This window comes from Cellulomonas sp. ES6 (genome assembly GCF_030053835.1).
Taxonomy (GTDB): domain Bacteria; phylum Actinomycetota; class Actinomycetes; order Actinomycetales; family Cellulomonadaceae; genus Cellulomonas.
The window spans coordinates 2643173-2669820 of record NZ_CP125655.1 but is presented as its reverse complement, the minus strand read 5'-3'; the positions used below and the strand labels follow the sequence as shown (position 1 = coordinate 2669820).

Sequence of the window (26648 nt, the reverse complement as noted above, 5' to 3'; positions counted from 1 at the left end):
GGGGCCGCGCGCGGGTGGGCACGGGCCGGCGCGGCTGGGCGCGGGTACCGTCGAGGGGTGCTGCGCGGCGTCCGGTGGTCGAGCCTCGCCGTCGTCCTCGGGGGCGCGGCGCTGGCCCTGGTCTGCGCCGGGATCGCGCTGCGCGGGTCGCCCTGGGCCTGGCTGGTCGCGGCGGTCTGCGCCGCCACGGCCGTCCGGGAGGTCCGGGCGCTGCGACGTCTGGATGCCGCTGCCCGCCGGCGCGTGAGACGGTGAGGACATGGTGACGCAGCTCGGTCTCGCCCTCGACGCGCTGGCGGTCGCCGACTGGCGGCGGCGCACCGCGCAGACCTACGCGGACGTCCGCCGGATCGCCGCGGACGACCCGGCCGCCGCGCACGCCGAGTGGGTGGCGCGCCGCGACGAGCTGTTCGCCGAGCACGCCGCGTCGCCCCTGCGCCCGGCCGCCAAGGCGGTGTTCCGCGGCCTGGACGTCGCGCCGTACGACCCGGCCTACCGGTTCGAGGTCCGGGTGCGCGCGACGTCGGCCCAGCGGCTCGAGGTCGCGACCGGGACCGACGGCGTCGTGCCGTTCGACCGCGTCGGGCGGGTCGAGCTCGAGGGGCTCGGCGGGCTGTCGGTGTGGGCGCTGCGCACGTACGGCGGCGGCATCTTCGTCCCCGTGAAGGACCGCACGTCGGGCCGCGGGAGCTACGGCGGCGGCCGGTACGTGCTGGACACCGTCAAGGGCGCCGACCTGGGGCGCGCGGCGGACGGCGGCCTGGTGGTCGACCTGAACTTCGCCTACAACCCGTCGTGCGCGTACGACCCCGCGTGGGCGTGCCCGCTGGCCACGCGGGGCAACGTGCTCGACGCGGAGGTGCCCGTCGGCGAGCGGCAGCCCGACCCGATGCTGGTGATCGACGCGGAGGACGAGGCCGGCTGACCGCGGGCGCGGGCCCCGCCGCCTAGGCTGGCGCGGTGCCCGACCAGCCCCTGGAGCCCGACGTCGCCGTGCCCGCCCGCACCACCCGCGCCGGCGGCCTCGTGGTCGAGACCCGCACCGCCGCCGACGTCACCGCCGCCGAGCTGTACCCGCTGCTGCGGCTGCGCGTCGACGTGTTCGTGGTCGAGCAGGCGTGCCCGTACCCGGACCTGGACGGCCGTGACCTGCTGCCGGACACCCTGCAGGTCTGGGCGCACGACGGCGGCGACGTGCTGGGCTGCCTGCGGGTGCTGCGGGCCGGCAGCGCCTCCCCCGCGATCGGCCGGGTCGTCACGGCGCCGGCCGCGCGCGGTCGCGGGGTGGCGGCGGCCCTCCTCGAGCACGCCGTGGGCCTGTGCGGACCGGACGCGGCGATCGACCTGCACGCGCAGGCGCACCTCGAGGGCTGGTACGCCCGCTTCGGGTTCGAGCGGGCGGGCGACGGCTACGACGAGGACGGGATCCCGCACGTGCCGATGGTCCGGCGCCCGGCCTGAGCCCGCCGCCGACCGGCCGGCCCGGCGGTCAGCGCTGGCAGGTGGGGCACCAGTACAGCCGCCGGCCGGCCATCTCCTCGACGGCGACCGGCGTGCCGCACGTCCGGCACGGCTCCCCCGCCCGGCCGTAGACCCAGTGCCGCTCGGCGGGGTCCGCCAGCGCCGCGGCCCGGCCCGCCTCGTCGAGGTCCTCGCGGGTGAGCATGACGCCGGTGCGGATGCCGTCCGCCAGCAGCAGCGCCCAGTCGTCCCACAGCGCCCGGGCGGTCTCGCGCGGCACCCGCGTCCCCGGGGTGTGCGGGTCGAGCCGCGCGCGGTACAGCAGCTCCGCGCGGTAGATGTTGCCGATGCCGGCGACGACGGCCTGGTCCATGAGGAGCTGGCCGACGGGCGTGCGGCGCGCGGTGAGGCGCTGCACCACGACGTCGCCGGCCCCGGGCCCGGCCGCCTCCGACGGCGTCCCGGTGACCCGGGCGCGGACGTCGTCCTCGACCGCCGGGTCGGGCCCGAGCCGGTCGATCGCGGCGGCGGTCGCGGCCGGGTCGAGCACCTCGCACGCCGTCGGGCCGCGCAGGTCGGCCACCGTCGCCTCCGTGGCGATCCGGACGCGCACCTGCCCGACCGGTGCCGGCGGGAACTCCTCGACCTCGGCCCCGACGTCGCCCTCCCGCTCCCCCTCGCCCATCCGCAGCCGGCGCCGGACCCGGGGGGCGCCGAGGCTGGCGACCGCGGCGACGCCGTCCTCCAGGGGCGAGACGACGCCGGCGAAGTCCCAGGCGCCGTACAGCCCCAGGTGCACCCGCAGCACGTGCCCGCCCTCGAAGCCGAGGAACAGCTGCTTGCCGACGGCCGCCGAGGTCAGCAGCTCCCGGCCGTCGAGCAGCGCGGCACCGGCGGCGAACCGTCCCTGCGGGGACGACACCGCCGGTCGGTGGCCGACGAGGTCCCGGGCGAACTGGCGGGCGATGCGGTGGACGGTGTGACCCTCGGGCATGCGCCCAGGCTAGGTGCGGGGTCCGACGTCAGTCGTCCCAGAACGCCGTCCACGCGCCCAGCACGAGCGCGACGGCGACCAGGCCGAGCGCCGGGCCGACGACGGTCCACGACCACTGCGCGGCGAGCTCCGTCACCGCTCCGCCGCCGGCGACCACGCGCTCGACGAGGGCGGAGGCGAGCCGGAGCACGATCTCCACCAGCGCGTCGGTCGACCCGCTCAGCACGCGGACCACCGGTGCTGGAGGACGTCCGTGCTGGTCATGACGCCCATCCTGTCATCCTCAGCCCGCTCCCAGGAAGTCCTCGGGCGCGTGTCGGCGGGGTCCTGCGCGACCACCGGGCCCGAGGGGGGAGGATGGTGCCCTCCCGACCCGACCCGCAGGACCCGCATGCCCCCCACGACGCCCGCCCCCGACCCGGCCGCCGCGACACCGGCGCCGCCGATGCCGTCGACGCCGCCCGCGTCGCCGGTGACCGGCGAGCGCGGCCGCCGCGCGACGGCGCTCGTCGCGCTGCTCGTCCTCGCGCTCGCCGTCGGCGGCGGCGCGTGGCTGCTGCGCCACCAGCAGCAGGTCGCCCGGGAGGAGCGGGTGCTCGCCGCGGCGCAGCAGGAGCTCGCCGCGGCGGTCGCGGACCTGGACGACGCGGCCTCCGCCGGGGAGCAGGTGCTGCTCAGCACGGCCGGCCGGGTCGAGTCCGACGCGACGCGCGACGCGCTCGCCGAGGCGCTCGAGGAGGCGGCCGCCCTGGGGCCCGCTCCGGACGCGACCGGGTCCCGCCCGGAGCGCGCCGCCGCCGCGCGGGAGCACGCCCGGGCGGCAGGACGCAGCGCCGCCGAGGTCCGCGCGGCGTCCGCGGACGCGGCCGAGTCCTCGGCCGCCTGGGAGCTGAGCCGGGCGACCTCGGCGCTCGCGTCCGCCCGGGACGCGCTGCGGAGCGCGACGGGACCCGCGGCCTCCGCGCTGGCGGAGGGACGCGGGACGCCCGAGCAGCGCGCGGTGCTCGGCGAGGCGCTGGCCGGGGCGGAGGCCGTCCTCGCGGCGCCGGTCGACCGCACCGACGTCGACGCCGTGCTCGCCGCGACGCGCGAGGCGGACGGGGCCCGCGAGGCGGTCGAGCAGGCCACGGGCCCGCTGCGGGGCTGACGGCCGCCCGCCCTCTGACGGCCCCGGAGGTTGTCGGGGGCCTGTGGCACGATCGCCCGGTGCCCGAGCCCCCCGTCCCACCCGAGCCGTGGCACGCCGTGCTCGACGGGCTGCTCGCGTGGGGAGGCACCGAGGACGCGGCGCGCTCCGGCCGGGCCGCGCTCCAGCTGGAGGTCCGCGAGCTGACGCCCCGGACGCGGGACCGCTGGAACGGCCCGACCTCGCGCGCCGCCGGGCGCCGGACCCCGGCGGACGGCGCCCCCGGCAGCGGCGAGCTTCGCCTCGGCGCACGCCCGGTGGTCCGCACCGCGCGCGGCTGGGCACGCGCCGGCCTCACGTGGTCGAACCTGCCGCACCTGCAGGAGCGGCTCGACCTGGACGACGCCCAGCACCGCTGGCTGTGCCAGCTCGGGGCGCTGCACCGGGCGGGCCGGCCTCCCCGGCCCGGGGACGACCCGGGCTGGCTGTTCCTCGACGACTTCGTCAACCCCGTGCTGTGGGAGCTGCTGGCCCAGGCGGACGGCCTCGGGCTGCCCCTCGTCGGGGCGTCCGCGCGGGCTGAGGTCCGCGTCGCGGCGGCAGCCGCGGTGGGCATCGACGCCACCCGGGTCGACGGCGGCATCCGGCTCGGCGCCCGGGTCACCGTCGACGACGCGGCGGTGCCCGTCCGCCACGCGCACCCGGTCGGGACGCACGGCGTGTGGGTGGCCGACCCGGCGCGGCCCCGCGACGTCGTGCTCGCGCCGGTCGCGGAGCCGCTGACGCCGCAGCACCTCGCGCTGCTCGGGGCGGCCGGCGGCCGGACGGTGGGCCACGCGCTGGGGGCCGGCGTCGTGGTGCCCGACGCCGAGGCGCCCGCGTTCCTCGCTGAGCACCTGCCGGCGCTGCGGGCCGGGATGGAGGTCACGAGCGCCGACGGGACCGTGGACCTCCCGCCGCCCGCACCCCCGACGCTCGTCCTGACCGCGACGCACTCCCCCGGCCACGTGCTCGACCTGGCCTGGCGCTGGGACGCCGGCCGCGCCGCGGCGCCCACGCCGGACCCGCGGGCGCTGCTCGGTGGCGCGCTGCCCGCGGGGTGGTGGCCGGACGACGCGGCCGGGGACGCCGCACCGGGCGGCGAGCTGCCGCGGCGGCTGACCCTGCGCGACGTGGAGGCCGCGGAGGCCGCCACGACCGTGCTGCCGCGCCTCGCGGGCCTGCCGGGCGTGCGGGTGGACACGGTCGGCGACGCCCCGGCGTACCGCGAGCTGCGGGGCACGCCCGTGCTCACCGTGACCGCGCAGCCCACCGAGCAGAACGACTGGTTCGACCTCGGCGTGACCGTGACCCTGGAGGGCCGGACGGTGCCGTTCGTGCCGCTGTTCACGGCCCTCGCGAAGGGCCGGCGCAAGCTCCTGCTGGTCGACCACACCTACCTGTCCCTGGACCACCCCGCGCTCCAGCCCCTGGTCGAGCTCATCGCGGAGGCCCGCGACCTCACCGAGTGGGAGACGGGCCTGCGGATCAGCCGGCACCAGACGGCCCTGTGGCAGGAGCTGGCCGAGCTGGCGGACGAGGCCGAGGCCGCCCCCGCGTGGCAGGCGCTCCTGGCCGAGGCGCAGGACCCGGCCGGCGGGACGGTGCCGCTGCCCGCCGGCCTGCGGGCGGAGCTGCGCCCGTACCAGGCCGAGGGGTTCCGGTGGCTCGCGTTCCTGTGGCGGCACCGGGTCGGGGGCGTGCTGGCGGACGACATGGGCCTCGGCAAGACGGTGCAGACGCTCGCGCTCGTGCAGCACGCCGTCGAGCAGCGCGGGCCGGCGGAGCCGCACCGGCCGTTCCTCGTGGTCGCGCCGACCTCCGTCGTCCCGAACTGGGTCGCCGAGGCGGCCCGCTTCACCCCCGGCCTGACGGTCCGCCGGGTGGCGGGCACCGAGGCGACCGCGCCGACGCCCCTCGCTCAGGTCGCCCGCGGGGCGGACGTCGTCGTCACCAGCTACGCGCTGCTGCGGCTGGACGCGGACGCGTACGCCCGCGTCGCCGCCGCCGGCGACGGCTGGGCCGGGGTCGTCCTGGACGAGGCGCAGCAGGTGAAGAACGCCGCGTCGCGGGGGCACCGGGCCGTCCGCGACCTCGGCGTCCCGTTCACGCTGGCGGTCACCGGGACGCCCGTCGAGAACTCGCTGACCGAGCTGCACGCGCTGCTCGCCCTCACGACGCCGGGCCTACTGCCGTCCGCGCGCCGGTTCGCCGACCACTACGTGCGTCCCATCGAGGGCGTGCACGCGGGCATCAGCACCGGGCCCGGCGCGGGTGACCTGCCCGCGAGCGCCGAGCGCCTGCGGTCCGTGCGGCTCGACCGGCTGCGGCGGCGCGTCCGGCCGTTCCTGCTGCGCCGCACCAAGGACCTGGTCGCCGCGGACCTGCCCGACCGGCAGGAGCAGACGCTCGCCGTCGAGCTCTCCCCGGAGCACCGCGCGGTGTACGACCGGTACCTCCAGCTCGAGCGGCAGAAGGTCCTCGGGCTCGTCGACGACCTGGACCGGCAGCGGTTCATCGTCTACCGCTCGCTCACGCTGCTGCGGATGCTCGCGCTCGACGCCTCCCTCATCGACCCGGCCCTGGCCGGCGTGCCGTCGGCGAAGACCGAGGCGCTGGTGGAGCAGATCGCCGACGTCGTCGCCGAGGGCCACCGGGCGCTCGTGTTCAGCCAGTTCACGTCCTACCTGCGGCTCGTCGCGGAGCGGCTGACCGCCGCCGGCGTCGAGCACGCGTACCTCGACGGCTCGACGACCCGCCGCGAGGAGGTCGTGGACGGGTTCCGCCGCGGCGACGCCCCGGTGTTCCTGCTCAGCCTGCGGGCCGGCGGCACGGGCCTGAACCTCACCGAGGCCGACTACGTGTTCCTGCTGGACCCCTGGTGGAACCCGGCCGTCGAGCAGCAGGCCGTCGACCGCGCGCACCGCATCGGTCAGCACCGCACCGTGATGGTCTACCGGCTGCTCGCGGCGGGCACGATCGAGGAGAAGGTCGTGGCGCTGCAGCGGCGCAAGGCCGCGCTCGTCGACGCCGTGGTCGACGACGGGGACCTGTTCTCGGCCGCCGTCACCGCGGCGGAGGTGCGCGAGCTGCTGGCCTGAGCGCCCGTCGTCACACCTCGACCCGCGGGAGCACCCGGTCGAGGCGCGGGGGCAGCCACCAGCTCCAGCGGCCCATGAGCGCCATGACCGCGGGGCCGAGCACGCAGCGCACCAGCGTGGCGTCGACGAGCACCGCGACCGCGAGCCCGACGCCGAACACCTTGATGGTGGGGTCGTCCACCCGCACGAACGACCCGAACACCGCGAGCATGATGGCCGCCGCAGCCGTGATCACGCGCCCCGTGGAGGCGACGCCCCGGCGCACCGCCAGGGTGGCGTCACCCGTCGCCCGCCAGTGCTCGCGCACCGAGGACAGCAGGAACACCTCGTAGTCCATCGACAGGCCGAAGAGCACGGCGAACAGCATCATCGGCACGTAGGCGTCCACCGACACCGGGCCGTCCAGGCCGAGCAGCCCGACGCCCCAGCCCCACTCGAACACCGCGGTCACCACCCCGTACGCCGCGGCCACCGACACCAGGTCCATCGCGGCGGCCTTCAGCGGCACCGCGATCGACCGGAACGCGAGGACCAGCAGCAGCGCCGCCACGGCGACCGTCGCCAGCACGAGCCACGGCAGGCGCTCGGCGATCCGGTCGGACAGGTCGAGCCGCGCCGCCGTCTGCCCGCCGACGTGGACCTCGGCCTCGGCCGGGTCGAGCGCCCGCAGCCGCGCCACGAGGTCGGCCGTCGCCGGGTCCGCCGGGTCGGTGGTCGGCGTGACGCGCAGCGTGAGGGCGGAGCCGTCGGCGGCGAGCTGCGGCGCCGCCACCGCGGCCACGCCCTCGACCGCCGCCACGTCCGCGCGGAGGCCGGCCGCGCGGGGGTCGTCGGGACCGGACGCCGCCGGGTCGAGCGTCGCCGCGACGACGAGCGTCGCGTTCGCGCCGGCCCCGAGGTGCTCGGCCGTCAGGTCGTAGGCCGTCCGTCGCTCCGTGCCGAGCGGCCGGTCCCCGTCGCTGCCCTGGCCGAGCGTCATCGAGGCGGCCGGCAGGGCCATCGCCCCCAGGACGAGCGAGCTGACCGCGACGGACACCCACGGCCGGCGGGTCACGAGCCGCGCGAAGCCGGCCCAGCGGGTGGCGTCGAGCGCCGCCGCGGGGTCGGACGGCGCCGCCGGGTCGGACGCCGCCGCGCGACCCCGGCCCCACCGGCGCCGCGGCCGCGCGAGCCGGGGCGCGAGCGTCGCGAGCAGCGCCGGCGTGAACGTGAGCGCCGCGAGCAGCACCACCAGCACGACGACCGCCGTGCCGAACCCCAGCCACGAGACGAAGTCGACCCCCGTCACCGCGAGCGCGGAGATCGCCACCGCGACCGTGACGCCCGCGAACGCGACCGCCGAGCCCGACGTCGCGGCGGTGACCGCCGCCGCCTCCACCCGGTCGGGGGTCGCCCGCAGGCTCTCGGTGTGGCGGGCCACCTGGAACAGCGCGTAGTCGATGCCGACGCCCAGGCCGATCATCGTCGCCAGCGTCGGGACCACCGTCGGGATGGTGACCGCGTGCCCGAGCAGCTGCAGCGCCGACAGGCCGCCCACCTCGCCGACCAGCGCGGTCGCGATCGGGACCGTCATCGCGACCGCCGAGCCGAGCGCCACGAGCAGCACCAGCACGGCGGCGGCCAGCCCGACGACCTCGCTGACGCGGGAGTCGGCCGCGGGCTCCAGGTCGCGGACCAGCGGCTGGCCGACGCCGACGTCCAGGCCGTCGTCCCGCGCCCCGGAGACCGCCGCGCGCAGGGCGGGGGCGTCGACGTCGTCCTGCGCGGCGACGCGCAGCGTGACGGCCCTGCCGTCGGGGCTGACGCCGGCCGGCCGGTCGCCCGGCGCGGCGTCGGCCAGGGGGTCGGTCACCCCGGTGACGCCGTCCACCGCGGCGAGGGACGCGGCCAGGGCGGCGACGTCCGCGGCACGGTCGGTGACCGGGCCGTCGGACGCCACGAGCACGCTGGACGTCGCCACCTCGTCCGCTGCACCGTCGGAGCCTCCGACGGTGCCGAGGACCTCGGCCGCCGCGGCGCTGTCGCTGCCGGGGACGGACAGGTCGTCGTCCAGCGCCGAGCCCAGGGCGCGGCTCCCCGCGAGCAGGGCGACGGCCAGCAGCACCCAGCCGGCCAGGACGAGGCGCCGGTGGCGGGCGCTGAACCGGGCGAGGGCGATCACAGGACGGGGCACGGGAGGACCTCTCAGGAGCAGGGACGGGCGGACCGGGTCGGGCGGGACGGGCAGGTCGGGCGGGGCGGCGCGTCCGGTCTGCGGGCGGCGGGACGACGACGTGGGGGTCGAGGGGCGGACGGGGCTACGGGGCGGACGCCGCCGCACCCGGACCCGGCAGCACGTCGCCGGGGACGGCGACGGACACCGCCACCCCCTGCTCGGTCACCGAGGCGGAGCGCAGCTCGGCGCCGTCGAACCGCTCCGGGACCAGCGCGCCGACGTCGACGCGCCGGGGCGCGAGCAGGTCCGCCAGACCGCCGGGGAGCAGGCCGGCGGCCCGGTCCACCGGGAGCGTGACGCCCGAGACCGTCACCGTGCGCGGCGTGAGGACGAGGTCCCCGTCGGCGGCGGCGACCTCGGAGGCCACCGCGACCGGCAGCGAGAGGGACCGGCGCGTCAGCTCGCCGCGGGCGACCAGCAGCCCGTCCTCGCCGGACCAGCTCAGCCCGTCCAGCGACCCGGCGGCGCCGGAGCCGCCCGCGGGCGGGGTGCGTCCGCCGTCCTCCCCGTCGCCCTGCCCCTCGGTGCCGGACCCGTCGGAGCCCTGCGACAGCCCGGACGCGTCCAGCGCCTCGAACGGCACGACCGCCGAGACGACGACCCCGTCGAGGTCACCGCCCAGCAGCTGGGGCAGCACCAGGACGCCGTCGAGGTGCACGCCGACGTCCCGGAGGCCGCGGTCGGCGAGCTCGGTGCCGAGCCGGTCGGCGGCGCGGCCCTCCGCCCACCACCGGGTGGCGAGGTCGGCCCCGACGAGGACGACGAGCAGCCCGGCGACGACGGCGCCCAGGACGACGGTCCGCCGCCGGGGCCGGCGCAGGCCCGGGCGCGGCGCCGGGGGCCGGGGCTGCCGGGCGGGGGTGCGGGCGGGGCGGGGGTGTCGGGGCACGTCGCGCAGCAGACCAGGGCAGGCTGCACGACGGCTCCCGCGGACCTGACCGGAGGCTGACGTCCCGCCCCCGGGTCCCTGGGAGCCGGTCAGGGCAGCAGCGGCAGCTCCACCGTCACGGTCGTCCCCTCATCCGCGCCGGACCGCAGCGTGACGGTCCCGCCGTGCGCCCGGACGAGGGCGTCCACGATCGCCAGGCCGAGCCCGGAGCCCTCCCGTCGGGGGCCGCCCGCCGCTCCCTGCGGCCCGGTCGCGGGCACCGCGCGCGACCGCACGAACCGGTCGAACGCCCGGGGCACGAGCTCGGGCGGCACGCCCGGTCCGTCGTCGTGGACGACCAGGCGGGCGCGGCCGTCGGCTGCGGACCCGTCGAGCGTCACGGTGAGGCGCACCGACGCCGGGGTGTGCCGCAGGACGTTGCCGACGAGGTTCTGCACCACCTGCACCAGGCGGTCCCGGTCGCCCGCGACGACCACCGGCTCCGCGGGCGGCCGCCACACGACCGGGCGTCCCGGGGCGAGGACGCCCAGGTCCGCCACGACGTCCGCCACGACGCCCCGGAGGTCGACCGCCTCGGCGCGCAGCGGCACGTCCGCGTCGAGCCGCGCGAGGAGCGCCAGCTCCTCGACGAGGTGCCGCATCCGCGTGGTCTCGCGCCCGATGCGCTCCATCGCCCGGTCCAGACCGTCCTCGTCGAGCGCCCCCTGCAGGTACAGGTCCGCCCAGCCGTGCACGCTCGTCAGGGGGGTCCGCAGCTCGTGCGCGGCGTCGGCCACGAAGTCCCGCACCCGCTGCTCGGCGACCGCCCGCTGGTCGAGGGCCTCGTCCAGCGCCGTCGCCAGCAGCCGCGTCTCGGTGGGCTGCGCGGCGGGGTCGTGGATCCGCACCGACCGGTCGCCGGCCGCGATGCGCTCCGCGGAGGCCGCCATCCGCCGCAGCGGGCGCAGGCCGGCACCCGCCGCCCACCAGGCCAGCACGACACCGACCACCGTGGCCCCCGCGCCCGCGGCCACCTCGATCCGCGCGAGGCTCGCGACCGTCCGCCGGTCCTCCGACACGTCGGCGACGAGCACGACCTCGTCCACTGCGGTCTCGGCGTCCCCGTCCGCCACCGTCAGGCCGGGCGTCTCCACGGTGAGCGCCCGCAGCGGGCGGTCACCGGGCAGCCACCCGGGCCCGTCGCGCAGGGCGTCGGCGTCGGCGACGTCGACCGGGGCGGGCACCGCGCCGGACGCGGCGACGGTCTCCACGACGCGGTCCCCGGCGACCAGGTGCACCGCGAGGTCCGCCGTGGACGCCTCGAGCAGCACCCGGACCCGGGCGTCGCGGACGAGCAGGCCGTCGTCACCGGCGGCCCCGAGCGCCTGCCGGACCGTCCCCGCGCCGTCGCGCAGCCGGTCGTCGGTCCGCGCGAGCAGCGACGCGCGCAGCGCGACGACGCTGAGCAGCCCGGCGACGAGCAGCGCGAGGACCACGGCGCCCGCGACGCCGGCGACGACCCGGCCGCGGATCGACCGGGGCGGACGCGGCCGGCGCACGGGGGCCCACACCATCAGCCGCCGCCCCCGGCGCGCAGCGCGTACCCGAACCCCCGCACGGTCCGCACCAGCGGCTCCTCGTCCGGCGGGTCCACCTTGCGCCGCAGGCGGGACACCAGCTTCTCGACCACGGAGGTGTCGCCGCCGAAGTCGTACGCCCACACGCGGTCGAGCAGCTGCGCCTTCGACAGCACGCGCTCCGGGCTCGCGGCCAGCGCGGCGAGCAGGCGGAACTCGGCCGGGGACAGCTCCAGGTCCCGCCCGCCGCGGTGCGCCAGCATCCGCGCGGTGTCGACGCGCAGGTCGCGGTAGGCCAGCACCTCGTCCGCCGCCGACGCCCCCTCCGGCCCCGCACCGACCGCGCCGCCGTCCCGCGTGCGCCGCAGCACCGCCTCCAGGCGGGCCACCACCTCGCTGAGGTCGAACGGCTTGGTCACGTAGTCGTCGCCGCCCACCGCCAGCCCCGCGACCCGGTCGGCCACGGCGTCGCGCGCGCTGAGCAGCACCACCGGCGTCCGGTCCCCCGACCGCCGCACCACCCGCAGCATGTCGACGCCGTCCGCGTCGGGCAGCATCACGTCGAGCACCACGACGTCCGGCCGCTGCTCCCGCAGCGCCGTCAGCGCCGACGCGACCGTGCCGACGGCCGTCACCGCGAACCCGCAGAACGCGAGCCCCGCGGTGAGCAGCTCCCGGATGCCCGGGTCGTCGTCGACGACCAGGACGTGCGGACGGTCGGCAGGCACGGCCCGATCCTGCCAGGCCTTGCGCGGACCGGTCAGGCCCGGCGGCCCCGGCGACGTGCGACGACCGTGAGCACGAGCCCACCGACGACCAGGTACGACGCCGCCAGGAGCGTGGTCCCGAGCACGGCGCCGGTCTCCGCGAGCGAGGGCCCGGCCGCGGGCGCCGCGCCGAGCGTCACGGCCGCCGCGCCACCGGCCGCCGACAGTGCGACCGTCCCGGAGACCACCGCGCCGTCCTGCGACAGCACGCGGTACTCCCCCGGCGGCAGGCCGTCGGCCAGCACCCGGCCGCCGACCGCCGTCACCGGGACCTGCAGGTCGTCGTCGGTGCCGAAGACGCCGTCCGGGCCGGCCCACCAGAGCAGCACCGTGCCGTCGACGGGCGTGCCCGCCGGCGTCGTCACGCGCAGGTCCGCGCGGGCGTCGCCGGCCAGCCCGACCTGCGCCTGCGCCTCACCGCGCTCCGGAACGAGGACGAGTGCCGACGCGTCGGCCGCGCCCTCCGAGTCCCACGTCACCGCGAGCGACTCCGGGTACAGGACGCGCACCGAGTACGAGCCCGGCGCGACGGACGAGAACGCGAACTCCCCCGACGCCGACGTCGTCACCCGCGCCACCAGGGTGCCGGCGACCGCCGGGGCCGCGGCGGACGTGACGCGGCCCGCGCCACCGCCGCCCGCGAGCTCGACGTGGTACAGCTCCACGGCGACCGCCGCGAGGCCCGGCTCGGCCGGGAGGCTCTGCGCCCCGTCGCGGTCACGGTCCAGCCACACGGTGCCCGTGATCCGCTGGTCACCCGTCACCGGGGCCGACGGCGCGGGGACCGACGGGGTCGGCTTCGGGGTCGGCGTGGGCGTGGGCGTGGGCGACGGTGACGGTTGCGGGGTGCTCGGGGTCGGCGCACCGCCGCCGGACCCCGGGTCGGGATCCGTGGACGGGTCGGGATCGGTCGACGGGTCCGGGTCAGTGCTCGGGTCCGGATCCGTGCTCGGGTCCGGATCGGTGCTCGGGTCCGGATCGGTGCTCGGGTCCGGATCGGTGCTCGGGTCCGGATCGGTGCTCGGGTCCGGATCGGTGCTCGGGTCCGGGTCGGTGCTCGGGTCCGGGTCCGGGTCCGGATCCGTGGACGGGTCTGGGTCAGTCGACGGGTCCGGGTCAGTACTCGGGTCCGGATCCGTGCTCGGGTCCGGGTCGGTCGACGGGTCCGGATCCGTGCTCGGGTCCGGGTCCGTGCTCGGGTCCGGGTCGGTCGACGGGTCGGGATCCGTCGAGGGGTCCGTGCTCGGCGGGGTCGTGCCGGTCGCCGCCTGGTCCTCCGCGGTCAGCGTCGAGTCGGTGCCGGTGTACACGAACGCGGCGAGCTCCGTCGTCGTGGGATCACCCGCGGCGCCCTGCTCCTGGAGGTCGGCGATGATCTCGTCGCGCGGCACGCCGGCCTCGCGCTGGACGTCGTAGAACTCCTGCGCGGCCATCCCCCGGCAGGTCGGGGACGCGGGGAGAGGGCCCGTGGTGTTGAGGCCCTTGTAGTTGCCGAAGGGCGGGATGATGTCGCCCCAGCTCTTGGCGTGCGTCGTGTAGTAGCCGGGCGTGGCGTCGAACACGGGCCCGCTGTGCCCGCCGTGCCCGCTGGCGTTGCCGGAGCCGGCGCCGTTGTTGCCCGTGACGGCGGACTGCGACACCGTGATGAGCCGGTAGGGGTTGGTGACCGAACGCGTCCGGTGGCACATGGTCACCGACGTGGTGCTCCCGGCCGGAGCGGCGAGCGCCGGGGCGACCGTCATCCCCACCAGCACCGCGGTGACGGCGGCCGCAGCCGCCGTGCGTCGTGCGCCCATCCTGGATCCCTCCCCCTGTGGACCTCCCGGTGGGGTCCCGCCGGGTGTTCATCGGCTCCGCAGCGGGGTTCGGTAGCCGGGCGGGCGGGTGAGGTCCGGGCCCGGGGGTGGTAGCACCTGGGGCGGCGACCCGGCGCGGGGCGGGGCGTCCGATCGGGCGAACCGGGCGTCCGCGGTGTGACCCGGCGAGCAGAACCGGCTGTGACCTGCTGGGATGTCGCCATGACGTTCCCTGTGCACCACCTGTCCCGTCCCGCCGCCGTCCTCGCGGGCGCCGCAGCGCTCGTCCTGTCCGTCTCCGCCTGCGGCGTGCTGGGCGGCGCCGACGACGCCAAGCGCGACTCCGCGTCCGGTGAGATCACCGAGTCCGCCGAGGCCAGCGTCTTCTCGCTCGAGGTGAAGGACTGCCTCGTCATGCCGTCCGCGGGCGAGACGATGGTCGAGTCCCTCCAGGCGCTGCCGTGCGACCAGCCGCACGACGGCCAGATCTACGCCGAGCAGACGCTCACCGAGCTGCCGGAGCAGACCGAGCTGGACGCGATGGCCCAGGAGTTCTGCCTCGCGGAGTTCGAGCCGTTCGTCGGTGCGGCGTACGAGAGCTCGGTGCTCGAGGTGACGTTCCTGTACCCGACCGAGCAGAGCTGGGACCAGGGCGACGACGCGCTGCAGTGCGTGGCGCAGCACCCGTCCGAGATGGTGACGCAGTCGTTCGAGGGCTCCGCGCTCTGACGTCGCGCGACCGCCTGCGCCGAGGCCCCCTGCCGGACACCCGGCGGGGGGCCTCGGTCCGTCAGCGCCCGAGCATCGTCGCGAGCGCCTGCGACCGCCGCGCCACCAGCTCGGCGTAGGTGCCGTCGCGCTCCGCCCAGCGGTGCATCCGCACGCCCTGCACCAGGACCTCGTCGGGCGTCGGCGTCCGCCCGAGCAGGTCCAGCACCTCGTCGAGGAACGCGTCGAGCGGCAGCGCCGCGGGGTTCACGGTCTCCTGCCCGGCGGTCGCGACGGCGGGCGGCACCAGCTCGGTGACCTCGACCCCCGTGCCGGCGAGCTGCACGCGCAGCGCCTCGGTGTAGGCGTGGACGCCGGCCTTCGACGCCGCGTAGGTCGGCATCGCCGGGAACGGCAGGAACGCGATGCCGGAGGTCACCGTGACGAACGCCCCGGCGCCCCGGGCGACGAGGTGCGGCGTGAACGCGTCGAGCACGCGGATGGTGCCGAGCAGGTTGGTGGCGACCGTCGACTCGGCGGCGGCGATGTGCGCGGGGTCCAGCAGGTCCTCGACGAGCATCACGCCGGACATCGTCACCACGAGGTCCAGGTCCGGGTGGGCGGCGAGCACCTCGTCCCGGGCGCGCAGCACCGAGGCGGGGTCGGTGACGTCGACCTGCACCGACTCCAGGCCGTCGACGGGCTCGGGCCGGCGGCCCCCGACGACGACGGTGCTGCCCAGGCGTGCCAGCCGGTGGGCGAGGCCGAGCCCGATGCCGGACGTGCCGCCGACGATCAGGGCGGTGCGGTGCGAGAGGTCCATGGTCGTTCCTTCTTTCCGTGCGGGGACCTCCAGGTTCGGCCCGGCGGCGCCGACGCGGGTCGGCCCCGTGGTTCCTGGGAGTGACGGGACCACCCCGCGGACGGGGCCGCGCGCCTACCGTGGTCCGGTGAGCGCGGACGACGGCACCCGGCGGCTCGGCGCGTACCTGCGTGCCCGCCGCGCGCTCGTCACGCCCGAGCAGGCCGGCATCCCCGGCGGCGCGAACCGGCGGGTCGCCGGGCTGCGCCGCGAGGAGGTCGCGCTGCTCGCCGGCATCAGCGCCGACTACTACCTGCGGCTCGAGCAGGGCCGCGACCGCAACCCGTCCGCCCAGGTGCTCGACGCGCTGGCCCGGGTGCTGCGGCTCGACGACGTCGAGGCCGCGTACCTGCGGGACCTCGCCGTGCCGCAGCCCCGTTCCCGTCCCCGCCGCCGGCCGCCCGAGCGGGTGCCGGAGCGGCTGCACCACCTGCTCGCGGCGCTCGACGTGCCGGCGTTCGTCGAGGGCCGCGCGTTCGACGTCCTGGCCGCCAACTCGCTCGCCGCCGCGTTCTCGCCTCGGCTGCGACCGGGCGAGAACCGGCTCCGGTCCCTGCTGCTCGACCCCGAGGAGCGGGCCTTCCACGCCGACTGGGACGCCGCCGTCGCCGGGTTCCTGGGCGCGTTCCGCCAGAGCGTCGGGGACGACGCCGACGACCCGCGCATCATCGAGCTCGTCGGCGAGCTCTCGCTGGCGAGCGCCCGGTTCCGCTCCCTGTGGGCGCGCCAGGACGTGCGCCCGCTCACCGGCGGCACGACGGTCGTGCACCACCCCGTGGTCGGCGAGCTGACGCTGCACCGCGACAAGCTGCCGGTCGAGGGCGTGGTCCTGGTCGTCTACTACGCCGACGCGGGCAGCCCCAGCGCGGAGCGGCTGCGGCTGCTGGGGGCGCTCGCGGCGCAGGACTCCGGGGAGGTGGTGTCCGGGTGACGGCGCCCCGCGACGCCCCCACCGCGTCCGTCGCCCTGCTGCGCCGCTACCGGTGGTGGCCGGCGCTGTGGGCGGTCGTCGTCGGCAACGCGCTGCTCGGCTCCGCCCTGACGCTGCTCGCCGTCGCCCTGCTGGTGGCCTCGCCCGGCACCTGGTCTCCGGCGACCTGCGTGGTCGTCGCCGGGGCGGGACTGCTGTGGGTCGGCGGCGGCGCGATCGGGTTCCACCGGATGTACCTGCGCCGACCGCCCCTCGACGGCCGGCGCGTGGCGGTCGAGACGCTCCCCGACGGGAGCCGCGCGACGGTGCTCACGTGGTCCACGACCCTGCTCACCGTGCCTGCGGCGACGACCGGCGGCCTCGTCGTCGTGCTGCTCGCGGCGGCCTCGCTCCAGCTCGGCGATCCCGCGCCGATCACGTGGGTGATGGTCGGCGCCGCCGTGCTGCTCGCCCTGCCGCTCCCCGACAGCCTGCTGCGCCTGCGCCGCCGTCCGCACCGCCTCGTCCTGGACGCCCGCGGCGTCACCGTGCACGGCTGGGACGGCGACGGCCACCTCGCCTGGGACGACCTCGCGGACGTCCGGCTCGGCGACACCGGCTCCTGGCCTGTGCTCCACCTGCTCGCGAGGCCGGGCGCCCGCTCGGCCTCCTGGCGGCGGCGCGGTCGGTTCCTGAGCGCCCCCGTGCCCGGGGGGCTGGGCTCGCCCCAGGGCGCGGTGCTCGGCGTGCCGACGCCGGTGCTCGACATCGACCCGCTGTTCCTCGCCGGGACGCTGCTCTTCTACGCCGCCACCCCGGGCGCCCGGCACGAGCTCGGCGACGGCACGGCCCGGACCCGCCTGGTCGACCGCGTCCGTCCCGTGGTCTGACGGCCGGTGCGCCGGGGGCCCCGCCGCCGGGTCCGGCCCGACGTCAGCCCGGGCCGTCGCTGGTGGCCGCGAGGAGCGTCGCGAGGGTGTCGCCGATCGGCGTCGGGACGCCGTGCACCCGGCCGAGGCGGGAGACCACGCCGTTGCGGATGTCCCACTCGAGCGGTCGCCCGGCCTCCCGGTCGGTGAGGATCGAGGTGCTCATGTCGGCCGGGGCGGCCTGGAAGCCGCCGAGGACGGCCTCGGGGGTGTCGTCGCCGAGCGTCGCACCCTCCGCGCGCGCGACGGCGAGGCACTCCCGCAGGTACGCGCGAGTCAGGTCGGCCACGTCCGGGCGCGTGAAGACGCCGGCGCGCCGGCCCGTGAGCGCCATGATCCCGGCGGCGGCGTTCTGCAGGAGCTTGCGCCAGGCCAGGTCGGCGAAGTCGGCCGCGAGGTCCACCCGGCAGCGCGTGCCGCGCAGGGCGGCTGCGACGCGCTGGGCCCCCGGCCCCTCCGGGAGCGTCAGCCGGGGCTCGCCCCGCAGCCGGACCGTGCCGTCGGCCTGCGCCTGCGCGGGGAACCAGACGACCGCGGGCACCACCTCGACGCCCGGCGGGACGTGCGGGCGCACGGCGGCGACCTGCTCGACGCCGTTCTGCAGCACGCCCACCACCGTCCCGGGTCCGCACAGGCGCCGCAGCCACGGCGCCGCCGCGGCCGTCTGGGTCGCCTTGACCGCCAGGAGCAGCACGTCGACCGTCTCCGCCGGGGCGCCGGGGTCGGTGTGGACGGGTCCGGGGACGACCACGCGCCGCTCGCCGTCCACCAGGGTGAGGTCCGCCCGGGGCGTGCGTCCGCAGAGCACCGGCGTCCGCCCCGCCTCGTGCAGCACGGCGGCCACCGCCGTCCCGATCGCCCCCGGCCCGACGACGGCGACCCGCTCGACCGCCTGCCCGCTGTCTGCGCCCATGCCGCGATGTTATCGTGTGACGCGTGATGCAGCGCGACGGTAACGGCATTTCCGGCCAGGGCGACCCGCTGCGGCGCTGGCTCGGCTCGGTGCAGGCACGGACCGCCGGTCTGGCGGCGAGCGAGGCCAAGGTCGTCGAGCTGCTCCTCACGGACCCGCTGTTCGTCGGGCGGAGCACCGCCGCGCAGGTCGCGGGCCGCGCGGGGGTGTCCGCGCCGAGCGTGGTGCGCGCGGCCCGCGCCGTCGGCTTCGCCGGGTTCGCCGAGCTGAAGCTGGAGATCGCCCGCGCGCGGGGCACCACCGAGTTCTTCGCCCCGCCCCGCACGCTCACCAGCGCCGACACCACCCGCACCATCATCGACGCGAGCGTGCGCACCGGCGTCGAGGCGCTCACCGCCCTCGGCGGGGCCCTCGACCCCGCCGCGCTCGACGAGGCCGTCTCCGCGGTCCTGCGCGCCGGCCAGCTCGTGGCGTACGGCGCGGGCCCGTCGGCGACGGTCGCGGCCGACGTCGTGTTCCGGCTGCGCGCGCTCAGTGTGCGCACCGCGGGGATCACCGACCACGAGTCCGCGATGATCGCGGCCCGCCTGCTGGACGCCGGGGACGTCGCCGTCGCCGTCAGCTCGACGGGCCGCACCGAGACGACGGTCGCCGTCGCCGACGCCGCCGCGACCGCGGGCGCCACCGTCGTCGCGGTGACCAACCAGTACGGGACCCCGCTGACCGACGTCGCCGACATCGCGCTCGTCGTCGGCGGCGCCCCGCTCACCACCCAGATGGCGGCCGCCGGCAGCCGCCTCGCCCAGCTCGCCGCCGTCGACGCCCTCGCCACCGCGCTCGCGCTGCGCGACCCCGACCGGGTCGCGCGCACCGAGCGGGCCGGCGTCGACCTGCCCGACCTCACCTGATGCCGCCCGCCACCCTCGCGACCGTCCTCGTCGCGGCGGTGGCGCACGCCACCTGGAACCTCGCCTCGACGGCCAAGCGGGGCGACACGGTCCTGTTCGTCGCCGCGTACACGGCGGGCTCCGCGGTCCTCTGCCTCCCGCTCGCGGCCCTGGCGGCGACGACCGGCTCGCAGCCGGTCACCTGGCCGCTGCTCGGCGCGGCCGCCGTCTCGGCCACCCTCCACCTGGCCTACTCGCTCACCCTCCAGGCCGGCTACGACCGCGCGGACCTCGGCGTCGTGTACCCGGTGGCCCGCGGCACCGGCCCGCTGCTGACCACCGTGCTCGCCGTCGCCGTGCTCGGGGAGCGCCCCACGCGCCTGGCCGTCGTCGGCGCCCTCGGGATCCTCGCCGGCATCGCCGTCGTCACCGGCAACCCCCTACGCCGCACCGGTGCCGACCCGGTCCCCGGCCTCGCGTGGGGCGCCGCGACCGGCACCACGATCGCCGCGTACACCCTCTGGGACGCCTACACGGTGACGGCGCTCGGCCTCGCCCCGGTCAGCTACTACGCCGGGACCCTGCTGCTCCAGACCGTCGCGCTGGCACCCGGCGTCATCCGGCGCCGGCGCGCCCTGCCGCACACGCTCCGCGTCGACCGCGCGCCCGTCGCCGCCGTCGCGGTCCTGTCACCCCTCGCCTACGTCCTCGTCCTCACCGCGATGCAGACCTCCCCCGTCGCGCTCGTCGCCCCGCTGCGCGAGTCGTCGATCGTCATCGGCGCGCTGGTCGCGTGGCTGCTCACGCGCGACGGCGGGCTCGTGCGCCGCCTGCTCGGGGCCGCGGTGGTGCTCGCCGGCATCGTCGCGATCAGCGCGTGAACCGGGACGCTCACCGACGCCCGAGGCGTCCACGCTCCGGACGGTGCGCGCACGCTCCCCCCGGCTGACCTGCACGGCTGCACGAGAAACCGCGGGCGTCCTTGACACGTCCCCCGGGCCTGCTCAGACTCGTCGCCATGTCCGCCGTCCGGCACGCCCACGCGACCCCGCTCACCGCGGGGTCCGTCGCCGTGCCGACGGTGCGGTGCCGCTGTCGAATGTGTCGCTGACGTCCCAGCGGCCCCCCCGCCCGCGCCTGAGGCGCGCCCCGGGCCGGGCCCGCGTCATCCCGCAGCAGCCGCGCTCCGCCCCGCCCCGGTCCACCCGGTCCCGGCGCGTGAGTGCACCCGCACCGCACGACCCGCCGGACCCCAGGAGCCTGAAGTGCCGCAGCACACCCGCGTCGACGTCCTCCCCATCCAGGAGGTCGTCGCCTCCGCCTCGCCCAGCGCCTGGCGCGACGGCCTCGTCGTCGAGCAGGGCGAGGCCCAGGTGACGGTCGCCCTGCTCGACGGCGGGCTGCACGCGCTCACGACGCGCGCGACGCCGCAGCCCGGGGAGCCGGTGGCGGTGCACCCGGTCGCCGGGCTGCTCGCGGTGGGCGGCGTCTGGTACGCCGCCCGCCCGTCGGTCTAGCGGTCCCCGCCGCGCGTCAGGCCATCGAGGACATCATCGAGCCGCACGCGTCGACCATCGCCCGGCAGGCCTGCGCGCAGATCCGGCAGTGCTCCGACATGGACGCGTGCATCTCGCACTCCGCCGCGCACGCCTCGCCCATCGCGACGCAGGCCTGCATCATCGCCGACATCACGGTCATGTCGTAGCCCGCCGGCCGCATCATCATCCGCATCGTCGTGGTCGCCACGTCCGCGGTGCTGGCGCACATGGACGCACACCGGCCCATGCTCTCCCCGGCGTCGGCGTCGGCACACATCGTCGCCGCCATCGCGGCGGCCGAGCACGCCTCGATGCACGGCTGCATCGCGGTCATGTCCATCCCCGTCGTGCCCGCCGGCATCGACTTCATCATGTCCATCATCATGCTCACGGCAGTGCCACCTCTCGTGCGATCGGCTGGTGCTTCCGGCACGCACGACGCTACGTCGCAGGGCCCGGGGCCACCAGAGGCGCACGAGCGGCTGCTCGGGTCGCGGCAGCGGCTCCGCCCGGACGCACGAGAGCCCCGCCGGACACCGGCGGGGCTCTCGTCACGCGGTAGCGGTGGGATTTGAACCCACGGTGGACTTTCACCCACACACGCTTTCGAGGCGTGCTCCTTAGGCCGCTCGGACACGCTACCTCGGCAGGAGAGACTACCGGATGCCGGGACGAACTCCCGCATCGGCGGACGTAGCGTGGACCCGTGACGTCCCCGGACCCCGTGCCCCACACCCCCGCGCTGCCCCTCCCGCCCGTGACGCCGGCGCCGCCGGTGCGTCTGCCGGTGCCGGCGCACGACGACGCGCGGCCGAAACCGGGGACGGTGGACGACGTGGTGGCGCTGCTGCGGGGCAGCCGGGTGACGGCGCTGACGGGCGCAGGGTTGTCGACGGACTCGGGGATCCCGGACTACCGGTCGCCGGACTCGCCGCCGCGCAACCCGATGACGTACCAGCAGTTCGTGGGGGACGCGGCGTTCCGGCGGCACTACTGGGCGCGCAACCACGTGGGCTGGCGGTACGTGCACCGGACGCACCCGAACGCGGGGCACCGCGCGCTGGCGTCGATGGAGGCGCACGGCGTGGTGCTGGGGGTGATCACGCAGAACGTGGACCTGCTGCACGAGCAGGCGGGGTCGCGGCGGGTGATCGACCTGCACGGCCGGTACGACCGGGTGGTGTGCCTGCGGTGCGGGCGCACGGTGTCGCGCGCGGAGCTGGCGGAGCGGCTCGAGGCGGCGAACCCGGGGTTCGCGGAGTCGGTCGGGGCCGTGGGGGACGTGGAGATCGCCCCGGACGCGGACGCGGTGATCGAGCGGACCGCGCACTTCCGGGTCGTGGACTGCTGGTTGCCGGACCCGGACGGGGGCGACGGGCCGTGCGGCGGGATGCTGAAGCCGGACATCGTGTACTTCGGGGAGACGGTGCCGGCGCCGCGGGTGGCCGAGGCGTACGCGCTGGTGGACGAGGCGGACGCGCTGCTGGTGGCGGGGTCGTCGCTGACGGTGCAGTCGGGGCTGCGGTTCGTGCGGCACGCGGCGGCCGCGGGCAAGCCGGTGGTGATCCTCAACCGGGGGGCGACGCGGGGCGACCCGCTGGCGACGCTGACGCTGGACGAGGGCGCGTCGGAAGCGCTGACGGAGCTCGCGGCGCGGCTCTGACGCCGGGGTCCGGGGCGCGGTGGCCGCTCCGGTCGTGGGGTCCCGCGCTTCGTGCGACGCTGCCCCCGACAGCGCCCGTGAGGTAGCCCGCGGGCTCCGGCCGGTGTCTTGCGGCAGCACCCCCTGCGCCCTATAGTCGCGGCATGTGGCATCGTTGCCACATCGCCGGGCAACGGAGCAGGGGCAGGCCTCGACCGGCGATATCGGTCGACTGGAGGCCCCGATGACGCAGCTCAGAGCCGACGCCGCCCCGGTGGTCGCGCGCTCGCCCCGGGCCCCGCGCAAGCGGCGGGACAAGGTGCCCTACAACAAGCGCGAGGCCCTGGCCGGCTACCTGTTCATCTCGCCGTGGATCGTCGGGTTCCTGATCTTCACGGCCGGGGCGATGGTCTACAGCCTCGTGATCTCGTTCAGCCACTACAACCTGGCCACCAACACGGCCCGCCCGGCGGGCTTCGAGAACTACGCGCAGCTGTTCACCGACCCGCGCGTGGCCACGGCGCTCGGCAACACGCTGTTCTACGCGGTGCTCGCCGTGCCGCTGGAGATCCTGGTGGCGCTGGGCCTCGCCTCGCTGCTCAACCAGGCCGGTCGCGGCGCCGGGTTCTTCCGCACCGTGTACTACCTGCCCAAGATGACGCCCGCCGTGGCGACCGCCGCCGTGTTCTTCCTGCTGCTGAACGGCAACACCGGGGCGCTGAACCAGTTCCTGCGGATCTTCGGCATCGAGGGGCCGCAGTGGCTCGTCGACCCGGCGTGGATCAAGCCGTCCATCGTGCTCATGACGCTGTGGGGCGTGTCGGGGACGATGGTGATCTTCCTGGCCGCCCTGAAGAACGTCCCCCGCGAGCTCTACGAGGTCGCGGAGCTCGACGGCGCCGGCGTCTGGCAGCGGTTCCGCAACATCACGCTGCCGATGATCTCGAGCGCCATCTTCTTCAACGTGATCGTGCTGTCGATCGCCGCGTTCCAGGTGTTCGACCAGGCGTACCTGCTGTTCTGGCGCGACCAGTCAAACGCCTCCCCTGAGGCCTCGCTGTTCTACGCGATCTACCTGTTCCAGCAGGCGTTCCGGCAGTTCAACTTCGGGTTCGCCGCCGCGATGGCCTGGCTGCTCTTCGTGATCATCATGGCGATCACGGCCATCCAGATGAAGTTCGGCAACCGGTTCGTCTACTACGAGGGGGGCAAGGACTGATGGCCAGCACCGGCACCACGAACACGCCCGTCCGCCAGGTCCCCGGCCTCCCCGAGGACGCCGCCGGGCAGGGCGACCGCCCCATCGACCCGACCGGGCCCGCACCCAGCGAGGTCCGCGGCGGCGGCCGCACCGGCCGCCGGATCAAGCGCGGCGTGGTCCTCGCGGCGCTCGCGGTCATCTCCCTGGTGTTCCTGTACCCGTTCGCGTGGCTGCTCGCCGCCAGCCTCAAGGGCCGCGGGCAGGTGTTCGACAACTCGCTGTGGCCCACGACGTTCCACTGGGACAACTACGTCCGCGTCTTCGACGAGCTGCCGCTGGGCAGCTGGATGGTCAACAGCATCGGCATCGCGGTGCTGGCGGCCGTCAGCGTCGCCGTGTCGTCCTCGCTGGTCGCGTGGGGGTTCGCGCACTTCCGGTTCCCGCTGCGCGGCCCGCTGTTCGGCCTCGTGCTCGCCACGATGATGCTGCCCGGCGCCGTCACGATGATCCCGATCTACCTGATCTGGAAGGAGCTCGGGTTCCTCGGCACGTGGGTCCCGCTGTTCGGCGCGAACCTGTTCGGGTCGGCGTTCTACATCTTCCTGCAGCGGCAGTTCTACCTGGGCCTGCCGCGGGAGCTGTTCGAGGCCGCGCGCATCGACGGCGCGAACCAGTGGCGCACCTACTGGCGGATCGCGTTCCCGCTGTCCGTGCCGTCGTTCATCATCGTGCTGCTGTTCGAGTTCCAGGCGTCGTGGAACAACCTGCAGGCCGCGCTGATCTACCTCAACGCCGGCAGCCCGGACGAGTTCACGGCGCCGCTCGGCATCGCGTACGCGATGACGAAGTACTCGCCGACCGCCGGCGGGCAGGGCGACTACCAGTACGTGATGGTGGCGTCGCTGCTGGTCACGCTGCCGATGCTGGCGCTGTTCGCCTTCGGGCAGCGCTACTTCATCGAGGGCGTGGCGACGCAGGGCCGCAAGGGCTGACACCCGCCGCACCGACGACGAGGGCCGGGCCGCGCACACGGCGACCCGGCCCTCGCATCGTGCGCGCGGCTGCTCAGACCGGGTCGGGCAGCAGCCCCGGGCGCGCCAGCACCTGCTCGCACGCCAGCAGCAGCACCCCGGTCGTCCAGGCGTGCGACAGCGTGAGCAGCATGCCCTTCGGCTGGAAGCACGCAGTCTGGTAGTACCGCTCGGACGTCATGCCGCGGTAGGCGTTCATGTCGCCGTCGAACCGCGCGACCATCTGCCGGAAGCACGCGAGCGTCTCGGCGGCGCGCTCGGCGTACCAGGGGTCCCCGAGCGCCCCGGACAGCTCCGCGAGCTCGGCCGTGCACACCAGCCCGTACGCGTGCAGGTGCTGGTTGGACGGCGAGGCGTTGTCGGCGCCGCGGGTCGCGAAGCCGTAGCGCTCCAGCATCGTGCCCGCCGGGAACCGCGTGTTGTACGAGTACCGGAACGTCAGCATCCAGTCGGCCGCGCGGCGCGCGAGGTCGAGCCAGCGCGGGTCACCGGTGCGGCGGTGCAGCGCGACGTACGCCATGACGGCCACGTACCCGTCCTCGGACGTCGGCGCGAGGTCGACGTCCTCCGGTGCGCCGTGCAGGAACTCCCGGTCGACGAACTGCGCGTAGTACTCCCCTGCGCGCACCGCGGCCGCGAGGTACGCGCCGTCGCCGCCACCGGGGCCGTCCCAGCGGCCGGCCTCCGCGAGCGCCCCGACCCACGCCAGGCCCGCGGCGCCCTCCCAGGACAGCACCTCCCCGGTCTGCGCGTGGTGGGCGGAGCCGAGGTTGCCGTCGGCGCGCTGCCGGCGCACCACCGCGTCGAGGTTCGACAGCAGCGCCGCCTCCCACCGCGGGTGCGCGGCGCGCACGTCCGCCCCGAGCTCGAGCGCGCGCGCCAGGAACTGCGCCGCCTCGGCCAGCGTCCGGGAGTGCAGGGCTCCCCTGGTGTGCGACCACGACTGCGACCAGCCGTGCTCGGCGTACCAGACGCCCCAGAACGTGCCGCAGGGCGCGAGGTTCTCGCAGATGAAGTCGATGACGCGGGCGGCCGCGGCGCCGGCGTCCGGGCGGCCGCGGCGGCGGGCGTGCGCGAGCAGGGCGTGCGCCCACGGGATGCCGCTGACCCAGCCGACGTGCATGGCCTGCCGGTCCACCGTCAGGCCGTCGCGGCCGCTGACCTCGCGGTCGAACCCGACGGTCTCCAGCAGGACGCCCGGCTCGGCGTAGTGCCAGCGGTGCAGGCCCTCGGCGGCGAGGTCGGCCGCCTCGTCGACGCCCACCCACGGCGCGAGCGGCGAGCCGGCGCGGGTCCGCTCGTGCTCCTCCCGCAGGACGGCCGCGTACGCGTGGCGGTCCGGGCCGGTGGGGTGCACGGCGAACCGCAGCGACACCCGCTCGCCGGGCGTCCAGCGGTGCGTCGTGACCTCCGCCGGGGCGGGCGTGGCCGACCCCGTGTACGACACCGGCCCCTCCCGGAACGGGAACGTGAGGTGGATGCTGCCGACGCCCGTCGCCGCGTCGTGCGCCAGGCCGAGCCCGGTCATGCCGAGCGGCGTCGTCTCGGGCGCGAGCAGCGCGACGCCCCCCGGGCCGGCCCACGCGAGCACCGCGGGGGTCGCGGCGCGGTCCGCCCGGAGCTCCCAGTGGTCGCTCACCATGCCGGCCGGGTCGTCGGCGCCGACCTCGAACCGCGGGAACGCCCGCTCGCAGCCGACCGGCCGGTTCTCGCCGTAGAACGCGCCCGGGACCAGCCACCACGGCGGGTGCGGGGCGGCGGGCAGCAGCACGCGGACGCGCAGGCACGCGTCCCGCTCGACCGCGCCGCGGTGCTCGACGTCGAGCCGCACGTCCACGCGACCGGTGGCACTCGGCGGCGACCACCACGCCGTGGCGCGGAACCCCGCCGCCTCGCCGGCGACCGCCCCCGGGCCGGGGGACGACGTCGGGGGCACCGGGGTGACGGTGCCGTCCGGGGCCACGACCTCGACGACGTGCGGGACGGAGCCCACGACGGGCGCGTCGCCGCCCGGCCACCGGGTCCCCGCGGGTCGCAGCAGGACACCCTCGTCCACGGCGCGGTTCCTCTCGTCTCGGGGGAC

The 26648-nt window shown here is 76.9% G+C and carries 26 protein-coding genes and 1 tRNA gene; 15 read left to right on the top strand and 12 right to left on the bottom strand.

Features of this window, described 5'->3' with window-relative positions:
• Positions 1-57 precede the first annotated feature (57 nt).
• From P9841_RS12355 to P9841_RS12345, 3 genes are all read left to right on the top strand, one after another.
• Complete coding sequence (locus tag P9841_RS12355; protein WP_283318973.1) at positions 58-255, top strand: hypothetical protein; 198 nt, start codon at positions 58-60, stop codon at positions 253-255.
• Between the two features lie 4 nt (positions 256-259).
• Complete coding sequence (locus P9841_RS12350) at positions 260-925, top strand: DUF1684 domain-containing protein (RefSeq protein WP_283318972.1); 666 nt, start codon at positions 260-262, stop codon at positions 923-925.
• 101 nt (positions 926-1026) lie between these two features.
• Entirely contained in the window at positions 1027-1461 is a 435-nt protein-coding gene (locus P9841_RS12345) for a GNAT family N-acetyltransferase (RefSeq protein ID WP_283321945.1), read from the top strand.
• A gap of 28 nt (positions 1462-1489) precedes the next feature.
• On the opposite strand, the gene P9841_RS12340 is transcribed toward P9841_RS12345, so the two are convergent.
• Entirely contained in the window at positions 1490-2455 is a 966-nt protein-coding gene (locus P9841_RS12340; RefSeq protein ID WP_283318971.1) for an Fpg/Nei family DNA glycosylase, read from the bottom strand.
• 28 nt (positions 2456-2483) lie between these two features.
• On the bottom strand, positions 2484-2681 hold the full coding sequence (locus P9841_RS12335; RefSeq protein WP_283318970.1) for a hypothetical protein: 198 nt from the start codon (positions 2679-2681) through the stop codon (positions 2484-2486).
• Positions 2682-2846: 165 nt separating this feature from the next.
• Here P9841_RS12335 and P9841_RS12330 point away from each other — a divergent pair, with 165 nt between their 5' ends.
• A complete protein-coding gene (locus P9841_RS12330; protein ID WP_283318969.1) occupies positions 2847-3602 on the top strand; it encodes a hypothetical protein in 756 nt (251 codons plus the stop codon).
• Between the two features lie 59 nt (positions 3603-3661).
• On the top strand, positions 3662-6721 hold the full coding sequence (locus P9841_RS12325) for a DEAD/DEAH box helicase (RefSeq protein ID WP_283318968.1): 3060 nt from the start codon (positions 3662-3664) through the stop codon (positions 6719-6721).
• Positions 6722-6731: 10 nt separating this feature from the next.
• Here P9841_RS12325 and P9841_RS12320 read toward each other — a convergent pair whose 3' ends face one another.
• The 5 genes from P9841_RS12320 to P9841_RS19170 form a co-directional block, all read right to left on the bottom strand.
• Positions 6732-8894 (bottom strand): MMPL family transporter, encoded by a 2163-nt coding sequence (locus P9841_RS12320; RefSeq protein WP_283318966.1) that lies wholly within the window; start codon positions 8892-8894, stop codon positions 6732-6734.
• Positions 8895-9018: 124 nt separating this feature from the next.
• On the bottom strand, positions 9019-9825 hold the full coding sequence (locus P9841_RS12315) for a hypothetical protein (RefSeq protein WP_283318965.1): 807 nt from the start codon (positions 9823-9825) through the stop codon (positions 9019-9021).
• A gap of 89 nt (positions 9826-9914) precedes the next feature.
• Positions 9915-11363 (bottom strand): sensor histidine kinase, encoded by a 1449-nt coding sequence (locus P9841_RS12310; protein WP_283318964.1) that lies wholly within the window; start codon positions 11361-11363, stop codon positions 9915-9917.
• A 14-nt stretch (positions 11364-11377) separates the two neighbouring features.
• Complete coding sequence (locus P9841_RS12305) at positions 11378-12109, bottom strand: response regulator transcription factor (RefSeq protein WP_283318963.1); 732 nt, start codon at positions 12107-12109, stop codon at positions 11378-11380.
• Positions 12110-12141: 32 nt separating this feature from the next.
• Positions 12142-12882 (bottom strand): SdrD B-like domain-containing protein, encoded by a 741-nt coding sequence (locus tag P9841_RS19170; RefSeq protein ID WP_502848907.1) that lies wholly within the window; start codon positions 12880-12882, stop codon positions 12142-12144.
• A gap of 105 nt (positions 12883-12987) precedes the next feature.
• Here P9841_RS19170 and P9841_RS19165 point away from each other — a divergent pair, with 105 nt between their 5' ends.
• Together P9841_RS19165 and P9841_RS12295 are read left to right on the top strand one after the other, a co-directional pair.
• Positions 12988-14058 (top strand): hypothetical protein, encoded by a 1071-nt coding sequence (locus tag P9841_RS19165; protein WP_502848905.1) that lies wholly within the window; start codon positions 12988-12990, stop codon positions 14056-14058.
• A 108-nt stretch (positions 14059-14166) separates the two neighbouring features.
• Positions 14167-14673, top strand: coding sequence for a septum formation family protein (locus P9841_RS12295; protein ID WP_283318960.1), 507 nt, complete (start codon positions 14167-14169; stop codon positions 14671-14673).
• Between the two features lie 61 nt (positions 14674-14734).
• On the opposite strand, the gene P9841_RS12290 is transcribed toward P9841_RS12295, so the two are convergent.
• Entirely contained in the window at positions 14735-15475 is a 741-nt protein-coding gene (locus P9841_RS12290; RefSeq protein WP_283318959.1) for an SDR family oxidoreductase, read from the bottom strand.
• 127 nt (positions 15476-15602) lie between these two features.
• On the opposite strand from P9841_RS12290, the gene P9841_RS12285 reads away from it, so the two are divergent.
• Both P9841_RS12285 and P9841_RS12280 read left to right on the top strand, forming a co-directional pair.
• On the top strand, positions 15603-16445 hold the full coding sequence (locus P9841_RS12285) for a helix-turn-helix domain-containing protein (RefSeq protein WP_283318958.1): 843 nt from the start codon (positions 15603-15605) through the stop codon (positions 16443-16445).
• Complete coding sequence (locus tag P9841_RS12280; RefSeq protein WP_283318957.1) at positions 16442-17314, top strand: hypothetical protein; 873 nt, start codon at positions 16442-16444, stop codon at positions 17312-17314. Before P9841_RS12285 ends, P9841_RS12280 begins: the two co-directional genes overlap by 4 nt.
• 43 nt (positions 17315-17357) lie before the next feature.
• Here P9841_RS12280 and P9841_RS12275 read toward each other — a convergent pair whose 3' ends face one another.
• On the bottom strand, positions 17358-18266 hold the full coding sequence (locus tag P9841_RS12275; RefSeq protein WP_283318956.1) for an oxidoreductase: 909 nt from the start codon (positions 18264-18266) through the stop codon (positions 17358-17360).
• 26 nt (positions 18267-18292) lie between these two features.
• Here P9841_RS12275 and P9841_RS12270 point away from each other — a divergent pair, with 26 nt between their 5' ends.
• The 3 genes from P9841_RS12270 (at position 18293) to P9841_RS12260 (ending at position 20670) form a co-directional block, all read left to right on the top strand.
• Positions 18293-19174: a MurR/RpiR family transcriptional regulator gene (locus P9841_RS12270; protein ID WP_283321944.1), complete on the top strand. Its 882-nt coding sequence runs from the start codon at positions 18293-18295 to the stop codon at positions 19172-19174.
• The gene (locus P9841_RS12265; RefSeq protein ID WP_283318955.1) at positions 19174-20034 is read left to right on the top strand and encodes an EamA family transporter; all 861 of its coding nucleotides are present in this window, start codon (positions 19174-19176) and stop codon (positions 20032-20034) included. Before P9841_RS12270 ends, P9841_RS12265 begins: the two co-directional genes overlap by 1 nt.
• A gap of 384 nt (positions 20035-20418) precedes the next feature.
• Entirely contained in the window at positions 20419-20670 is a 252-nt protein-coding gene (locus tag P9841_RS12260) for a nuclease (protein WP_283318954.1), read from the top strand.
• A 16-nt stretch (positions 20671-20686) separates the two neighbouring features.
• On the opposite strand, the gene P9841_RS12255 is transcribed toward P9841_RS12260, so the two are convergent.
• Positions 20687-21076 (bottom strand): four-helix bundle copper-binding protein, encoded by a 390-nt coding sequence (locus P9841_RS12255; RefSeq protein ID WP_283321943.1) that lies wholly within the window; start codon positions 21074-21076, stop codon positions 20687-20689.
• Between the two features lie 171 nt (positions 21077-21247).
• Positions 21248-21334 (bottom strand) — tRNA-Ser (locus P9841_RS12250).
• A 144-nt stretch (positions 21335-21478) separates the two neighbouring features.
• Between P9841_RS12250 and P9841_RS12245 the strand changes: the two genes are divergently transcribed.
• The 3 genes from P9841_RS12245 to P9841_RS12235 all read left to right on the top strand — a co-directional run bounded on the left by P9841_RS12245 (position 21479) and on the right by P9841_RS12235 (position 24526).
• Complete coding sequence (locus P9841_RS12245) at positions 21479-22354, top strand: Sir2 family NAD-dependent protein deacetylase (protein ID WP_502848902.1); 876 nt, start codon at positions 21479-21481, stop codon at positions 22352-22354.
• Between the two features lie 223 nt (positions 22355-22577).
• The gene (locus P9841_RS12240) at positions 22578-23552 is read left to right on the top strand and encodes a carbohydrate ABC transporter permease (protein ID WP_283318953.1); all 975 of its coding nucleotides are present in this window, start codon (positions 22578-22580) and stop codon (positions 23550-23552) included.
• Positions 23552-24526: a carbohydrate ABC transporter permease gene (locus tag P9841_RS12235; protein WP_283318952.1), complete on the top strand. Its 975-nt coding sequence runs from the start codon at positions 23552-23554 to the stop codon at positions 24524-24526. The genes P9841_RS12240 and P9841_RS12235 overlap by 1 nt, the downstream gene beginning before the upstream one ends.
• A 73-nt stretch (positions 24527-24599) precedes the next feature.
• Here P9841_RS12235 and P9841_RS12230 read toward each other — a convergent pair whose 3' ends face one another.
• Positions 24600-26621: a YyaL domain-containing protein gene (locus P9841_RS12230; RefSeq protein ID WP_283318951.1), complete on the bottom strand. Its 2022-nt coding sequence runs from the start codon at positions 26619-26621 to the stop codon at positions 24600-24602.
• Positions 26622-26648 lie beyond the last annotated feature (27 nt).